The organism is Bradyrhizobium altum (assembly GCF_020889705.1).
In the GTDB taxonomy this organism is placed as follows: domain Bacteria; phylum Pseudomonadota; class Alphaproteobacteria; order Rhizobiales; family Xanthobacteraceae; genus Bradyrhizobium; species Bradyrhizobium altum.
In genome coordinates this window covers 1-7,239 of sequence record NZ_JACMYP010000358.1, presented here as the reverse complement: position 1 = coordinate 7,239, position 7,239 = coordinate 1, and the positions used below count along the sequence as shown (strand labels likewise).

The 7,239-nt window shown below is 61.4% G+C and carries 7 protein-coding genes; all 7 read left to right on the top strand.

Going from position 1 to position 7,239, the window contains the following annotated elements:
- A partial coding sequence (locus tag H8B02_RS43320; protein WP_229171888.1) for a pyridoxal-phosphate dependent enzyme occupies positions 1-1,422 on the top strand: 1,422 nt, incomplete at its 5' end.
- 277 nt (positions 1,423-1,699) lie between these two features.
- Positions 1,700-2,863: an ABC transporter substrate-binding protein gene (locus H8B02_RS43315; protein WP_229171886.1), complete on the top strand. Its 1,164-nt coding sequence runs from the start codon at positions 1,700-1,702 to the stop codon at positions 2,861-2,863.
- 111 nt (positions 2,864-2,974) lie between these two features.
- On the top strand, positions 2,975-3,847 hold the full coding sequence (locus H8B02_RS43310; protein ID WP_092116278.1) for a branched-chain amino acid ABC transporter permease: 873 nt from the start codon (positions 2,975-2,977) through the stop codon (positions 3,845-3,847).
- A complete protein-coding gene (locus tag H8B02_RS43305; RefSeq protein ID WP_229171884.1) occupies positions 3,844-4,878 on the top strand; it encodes a branched-chain amino acid ABC transporter permease in 1,035 nt (344 codons plus the stop codon). The genes H8B02_RS43310 and H8B02_RS43305 overlap by 4 nt, the downstream gene beginning before the upstream one ends.
- A complete protein-coding gene (locus tag H8B02_RS43300) occupies positions 4,875-5,681 on the top strand; it encodes an ABC transporter ATP-binding protein (protein WP_229171882.1) in 807 nt (268 codons plus the stop codon). The genes H8B02_RS43305 and H8B02_RS43300 overlap by 4 nt, the downstream gene beginning before the upstream one ends.
- A complete protein-coding gene (locus tag H8B02_RS43295) occupies positions 5,668-6,372 on the top strand; it encodes an ABC transporter ATP-binding protein (protein ID WP_229171880.1) in 705 nt (234 codons plus the stop codon). Before H8B02_RS43300 ends, H8B02_RS43295 begins: the two co-directional genes overlap by 14 nt.
- Positions 6,373-6,725: 353 nt before the next feature.
- On the top strand, positions 6,726-7,239 hold a 514-nt coding region (locus H8B02_RS43290; protein ID WP_512699921.1), incomplete at its 3' end, for a Rossmann-fold NAD(P)-binding domain-containing protein.

The following is a 7,239-nucleotide window of genomic DNA, read 5'->3' as shown; positions in this document are numbered from 1 at the left end:
AAACTTAACCTGAGGCTGCCGACCTTCTCGCAGCTCGCGCACCCACCGCTTCCGTCAGCCAGGGTATGGGAGGACATTGCGGCAGTCGGGCCGGATGAGCCGAGCGCCGCGAACCTCTGGCGCATACACTGGTACAATGCGGAAGACCGCAAGGGCAGGGACCTGGTGCCGGGCCATATCGTGCTGCCAAAGGAGATCTCCGGCGTCGATGCCAAGATCATCGTGTTGCTCGGTGATCGCTTTCCGATGATCGGCGCGCACAAGGTCCTGCCGGCCTATGCCGCCTTGATCGAGCAGCTCGTGACCGGGCGGTTCGATCCATCCAAACAGAAGGCTGTCTGGCCCTCCACCGGCAATTACTGTCGCGGCGGTGTCGCCGTTTCGCGGATCCTCGGCTGTCGCGGCGTTGCCGTCTTACCCGAAGGGATGAGCCGCGAGCGCTTCGAATGGCTCGAGAAGTGGGTGACGGAGCCAGGCGATATCATCCGGACACCCGGCACCGAGAGCAACGTCAAGGAGATCTACGACAAGTGCGCGGAGCTCAGGCGCGACGACAGCAACGTCATTCTCAACCAGTTCTCGTCGTTCTCGAACTATCTCATCCACTATGAGTGCACGGGGCGCGCGGCGGAAGATGCCTTCAAGGCATTCAACCAGGACGATAACTACGAATTGGCGGCCTTCGTCTCGGCAACCGGATCGTCGGGGACGATCGCCGCGGGTGACTTTCTCAAGAGACGCTGGGGCTCGAAGGTCGTTGCCGTCGAGGCGCTCGAGTGTCCGACGATGCTCAACAATGGCTATGGCGAGCACAACATTCAGGGGATCGGCGACAAGCACATTCCGCTCATTCACAATGTCATGAACCTCGACTTCGTCGTCGGGGTCTCGGACCGAACCACGGACCAGCTCAATCTGCTGTTCGGCTCGAGAGCGGGCCGGGATTATCTCGAGACGCGCCGCGGTCTCGAACCCGCGCTGGTGCGCGCCTTTGACCATATCGGCATCTCCGGGTTCGCCAACATCATCGCCTCGATCAAGCTGGCAAAGCAGATGAATTACGGGCCCGAGAAGGCCATTGTCACCGTGGCGACGGACAGCGCTTCCATCTACGGCAGCGAACGCGGGCAGTTCGAAGAGAAGCACTACGGGCGTGGCCTTGATCAGGTGAACGCCGCCGAAATCTTCGGCGCCTGCCTGCTCGGCGCCGCCTCCGACAATGTCGTTGAGCTGACGGAGCATTCGCGCCGCGCCGTCTTCAACCTCGGCTACTACACCTGGGTCGAGCAGCAGGGGGTTTCAGTCGCCGATTTTGAGCGGCGCCGCTCGCAGTCTTTCTGGAGCAAAATTCAGGACAGCCTGGGCGAATGGGATCAGCTCACCATCGAGTTCAACAAGGAAGCGAATTTGGCGAACGCTTGATCAGCACGCGCGGCATCGTGTCCGTCGAAGGAGTTTCGAAATTGGTCTAGGCGAAAGCAATCGCGCAAATGATGAGCGGCTGCGTCAAATGAGGGCACTGCGAAAACAAAAATAGAGCAGGGCGCCTGCTTGACGACGGATTAGAAGTATCTTTAAGATACTAAGAATAGGATGATAGGATCATCCCGGCAGTGACGAATGGCCAGCACCCATAAGCTGGCGCGCTGCACTGGTGTTTCGTTCCCTAGGCACGGCTCATGCGAGCACAGGAGGAAAGATGAAGCGAGCACACGGATTGATTACGGGCGCGGCCCTCGCCGCGGCGATGTCGACCGCACTGGCGACGGGCGCAGCGGCGCAGACCATCAAGATCGGTGTCAATGAGCCTCTCACCGGTCCGTTCGCCGCTTCCGGTACCTATGTCGTGAACGGCGCAAAGATTGCCGCCGACGAAATCAATGCCAAGGGCGGCTTGCTCGGTCGCAAGATCGAGCTGCTCATCGAAGACAACAAGAGCAATCCGACAGAGGCCGCGGCCGTCGCCGAGAAGCTGATCAGCGGCGACAAGGTGCCCGTGATCATGGGCGCCTGGGGCTCGAGCCTGACGCTCGCGGTGATGCCGAAGCTCATGGAATACAAGGTCCCGATGGTGGTGGAGACCTCGTCCTCGAGCAAGATCACGACGTCGGGCAATTCCTACATCTTCCGCATCTCGCCGCCGTCCTCGGTTGAGGCGACCGAGTTCAAGGCCATCATGCCGTCACTCGGGATCAAGAAGGCCGACTTCCTCGTCATCAACAACGACTGGGGCCGCGGATCAGCCGAGGACTTCGGCAAGATCATGAAGGCCCAGAACATTCAGGTCGGCCTCGTGGAGATCATGGATCAGGCCGCCCAGGACATGAGCGCCCAGCTTGCCAAGATCAAGGCAACCGACTCGGACACGATCATGGTCACGACCGCGGTCGAGCAGCTGACCCTGGTGTTGAAGCAGGCCGCAGCGCTCGGCATCACCAAGCGGATCGTGACCACCGGCGGCTCGCAGAATCCGGATCAGCTGATCGAGCAGGCCGGCGCCGCAGCGAACGGCTCCATGCATCTGACGACCTTCGCGCCCTGGTATCCGGACAAGACCCCGGACCCGGCAGCAACGAAGTATTTCCTCGGCGAGTGGAAAAAGCGTGGCTATGCGATCGCCGGCGCGACTGAAAGCTTCCGCGGCTACGACGGAATTCGCACGATCGCCAATGCGATCCAGCGGGCCGGCAAGGCAGAGCCCGCGGCGATCACCGATGCGCTTTGGACGACCGACTTTCCCGGCCTGAATGGTCAGATCAAGTTCCAGAAGCAAGGGCCGACCGGCAAGGAAAGCGGCCAGAGCATGCCCAACCTCTATCTGATCAAGATCGAGAACGAAAAGATCATCCTGTCGGGCTCCTGAGCTCGACGATCGCGGAAGGCGCCACCATAATTGGTGGCGCCTTGGCATTGCCTCGCCCATTAAACATGCTCTGAAGAGAGGATCAGCGGTCTTCCGGCCGAAAAAATCAGCATGACCGAGCTTCTGCAACACATCGTCAACACGCTCATTCTGGGCAGCACCTACGCGCTGCTGGGCATTGGGCTCACGCTCATCTTTGGCATCATGCGCGTCGTCAATTTCGCGCACGGTGAGCTTTACTCCTTCGGGGCCTATGCGCTGTATTTCGTCGGCGTGATGCTCGGCCTGAACTTCTTTCTTGCGCTGATCGTGGCGGTCGTCCTGGGCTGCTTTGCTGGTGCGCTGATCGAGGTCGTCTTGCTGCGCCCGATGCGTGGCGCGGACATCGATACGACCATGCTGGTCATGATCGGCGCCATGATCGTGATGCAGAATGGTGAGCAGTTCGTCTGGGGTGGCGTCGCGAAGTCGGTTTCGACGCCGTTCCCGGAACTTCCGCTCGTCATTGGTTCGATTTCGGTGTCCTGGTTGCGCCTGTTCGTCTTCTGCGCTGCCCTTGCCCTGATCGGCGTGTCCTATCTCCTGATCAACCGCACAAAACTCGGCAAGGCGATGCGCGCCACCTTCCAGGATCGTGACGCTGCGTCGCTCATGGGCGTCAACATTCAGTTCATCTACATGGCGACGTTCGCGATTGGCTCGAGTCTCGCGGCGGCGGCGGGTGCATTGCTCGGTCCTGTCTACGTCATCTCCCCGCAAATGGGCAATCTCGCTTCGCTCAAGGCTTTCGCCATCGTCATCCTCGGCGGTCTCGGCAGCATCGGGGGCGCCACCATCGGCGGCTTCTTGCTGGCCTTGGCCGAGGAGCTTGGTGCCGGATACGTTTCGTCGGGCTACCGCGATGCCATGGGCTTTCTGATCATCATCGTCGTTCTCCTCTTCAAGCCGACCGGCCTCTTTGCACGCGCGGAGCGGATCGGATGAAGCGCCTGGTCCCCTATATCGCGCTCGCAGTATTCGCATCCGTCCCGCTTTGGCTGCACGATCCGTATCTGCTGAACGCCTTCATCACGACGGGTATCCTCATTGTCGCGGCGATGAGCCTCAATCTCCTGCTCGGGTACACCGGACAGCTGAGCCTTGGTCACGTCGCATTCTTTGGAATTGGAGCCTACACCAGCGCGCTGGTGTCGCTCGGCTTCGATGTCGAGTTGATCGGCGGTATCCGCGTGGTTCACGAACCCTGGCCGGTCTGGACCGGGTTTGTGATCGGCACTCTGGTTGCAGCGCTCTGCGGCTACGCCGTCGGGAAGCTGTCCTTCAAGGTGCGAGGCGCCTACTTCGTCATCGTGACCATCAGCTTTGCGGAAGTCGTCCGGCTGGTCGCGCTGAACTGGGTCGAGTTGACCCAAGGCCCGCTCGCCTTGACCTCGATCCCACCGATGACGCTGGGCGTGCCCGGAGTTGGCTACCTCGACTTCTACAGCAAGCAATCCAACTACTATCTCGTGCTTGCTGTGCTCGTGGTGTCCTACATCGTCATCCAGCGTCTGGTTTACTCCCGCGTCGGGCGCGCAATGATTGCGCTCAAAGAGAACGAGTCGCTCGCGGTCTCGGTCGGGATCGACGTGACCCGCTATTTGGTGCTGGCCGCGGTGTTTTCGGCCGGCATCGCGGGCGCCGCCGGCAGCCTCTACGCCCATTACCTCAAGATCATCGATCCCGACGTGTTTGCGTTTCTTTACACGGTGACGATGGTGATCATGGTGATCTCGGGCGGCAAGGGCACCCTTGCGGGCCCCATCGTTGGCGGCCTCATCTTCGGCTTCATTCCCGTCGCGGCTCGCTCTTTCGCCACGCCGGAGATTCAGTGGATCCTCTATGGCCTGCTGATGATCATCATCGTCTTCGTGTTGCCGAAGGGCATTGTCCCCGCAGTCGAGAAGTGGTTCGCAGCGCCTAGCACTCGCGCGGATCCGGAGCCTCTCCAAGCCAAGATGCACGACACGCCATGAGCACCATGCCCTCCAACGTTCCGCAGCCAGTTCTGTCCGTTGAACATATCGCCGTGCATTTCGGCGGACTGATTGCGATCACCGATATGAGCTTCGTCGTCAACCAGGGTGAGATTGTCAGCCTGATCGGACCGAACGGCGCCGGCAAGACGACGGCCTTCAACGTCATCACCGGCTTTCTGCGGCCGACCAAGGGCGAGGTGCGCTATAAGAATACCTCGCTCAGCAACCTCAAACCGCATGAAGTCACCTCGCTCGGCCTGGCGCGGACCTTCCAGCGCACCAGCGTGTTCCAGAGCGTGACCGTCTTCGAGAACGTGATGATCGGCTTGCACCGGCGGAGCCGGTCGACGCTGCTGGATACGCTCCTCGCGCTGCCGCGCGAAGGGCGGGCGGAGGCGGAGTTGAGGAATCTTGCGCACGAACTGCTCGAGATCGTCGGGATCGCGCGCCGTGCCGACGAACTCGCCGGGTCGCTGTCTTACGGCGACCAGCGCTTGCTCGGCGTCGCGCTTGCCCTTGCTACAGACCCTTCGATGCTTTTGCTGGATGAGCCGGTGTCGGGCATGAACGCGACGGAAACCGCGCGGTTCATGGAGCTGCTCAACAAGTTGCACGGCCGCGGCATGTCGATCCTGCTGGTGGAACACGATGTGCCCATGGTCATGGGCGTCTCCGATCGCATCGTCGTGCTCAACTACGGCCGCATCATCGCCGAAGGGCCGCCCGCGGCGATCCGCGGCAATCCCGAGGTCATTCGTGCCTATCTCGGTGAAGGAGCCAGCCGGCATGCTGCACATTAATGGTCTTGTTTGCCGGTACGGCAAGGTCGAGGCCCTCAAGGGCGTCACCTTGTCGATCGGGCAGGGGCAGCTGGTCGCTCTGATCGGAGCGAACGGTGCGGGCAAAAGCACGACGTTGCGGGCGATCTCGGGAATCCTGCCTTCGGCCGCCGGACGGATTACGTTCGACGGGCACGACATTACGAAGTGCTCGGCGCGGGAGATCCTGAGCAAGGGAATCGCTCATTGCCCCGAGGGGCGGCGAGTATTCCCTGATATGACCGTCGACGAAAATCTCGATATGGGCGCCTATCTGCGGACCGACCGTCGGGAGATCGCGGCGGATCGGGAGCGGATCTTCGGGATGTTTCCGCGACTGGCCGAGCGCCGGCATCAGGTGGCGGGAACACTATCAGGCGGCGAGCAGCAGATGCTGGCGATCGGGCGCGCGATCATGTCCAAGCCCAGACTCATGATGTTTGACGAGCCATCGCTCGGCCTGGCGCCCAACATCGTTGAACAGGTGTTCTCGATCATCGATAGTATCAGGAAGTCCGGGACGACGGTCCTGATGGTCGAACAGAACGCCTACTCGGCCCTCGAGATGTGCGACTACGCCTATCTTCTGGAGACCGGTTCGATCGTTCTGTCCGGCAGCGGCAAGGATCTCATCGACGATGAACACGTGCGATCTGCCTACTTGGGCGGATGACCGTAGGTGAGCAGGAATGACGAGCCTCTCATGGGCGGTGCGGCGCGAGCGAGGGACGAGGTGGGTTCCGACGAGTGCCTGGTGCTTCTCGCGTCGTTCATGAGGGTGCGGGATCGAAAAGCTCGTGCTGAGATCGTCAAGTTTGCGCAACGATGCGCCGACTTCGAGCCCGGCGGAATTGTCTCCTTTGGGCTCGAGACGCCGCGCGATTGATGCGTCGGCGTTGCCAAGCTGGAAAATCCTGCGACGCGGCCGGCCACCCTGGGATCGAGGACGATCCTCTGGGATATGCCGTGCTTGCGTCGCTGATTTGGTGAATGACATCGTTGGTTCTCAAGGGTGGTGCTGTGAGTGTGAAGATCGCCGTTGCCAAGGAAATCGATGCGTCCGAGCCGCGGGTTGCGGTTTCGCCCGATACCATCAAGAAGTTCAAAGCGATCGGCGCCGAGGTCGCGGTTGAGCCCGGCGCGGGCGTCAAATCGGGGCTGCCCGATTCGGAGCTTGTCGCGGCGGGCGTCACCGTCAGCGCCGACGCGCTCAAGGATGCCGACATCATCATCAAGGTGAAGCGGCCCGAGGCCTCCGAACTGTCGAAGTACAAGCGTGGTGCGCTCGTCATCGCGATCATGGATCCCTATGGCAACGAGGCCGCGCTGAAGACGATGGCCGATGCCGGCGTGTCCGCCTTTGCGATGGAGCTGATGCCGCGCATCACCCGCGCCCAGGTGATGGACGTACTGTCCTCGCAGGCCAATCTCGCCGGCTACCGCGCAGTGATCGAGGGCGCCGAAGCGTTCGGCCGCGCCTTCCCGATGATGATGACCGCCGCCGGCACCGTGCCGGCCGCGAAAGTGTTCGTGATGGGCG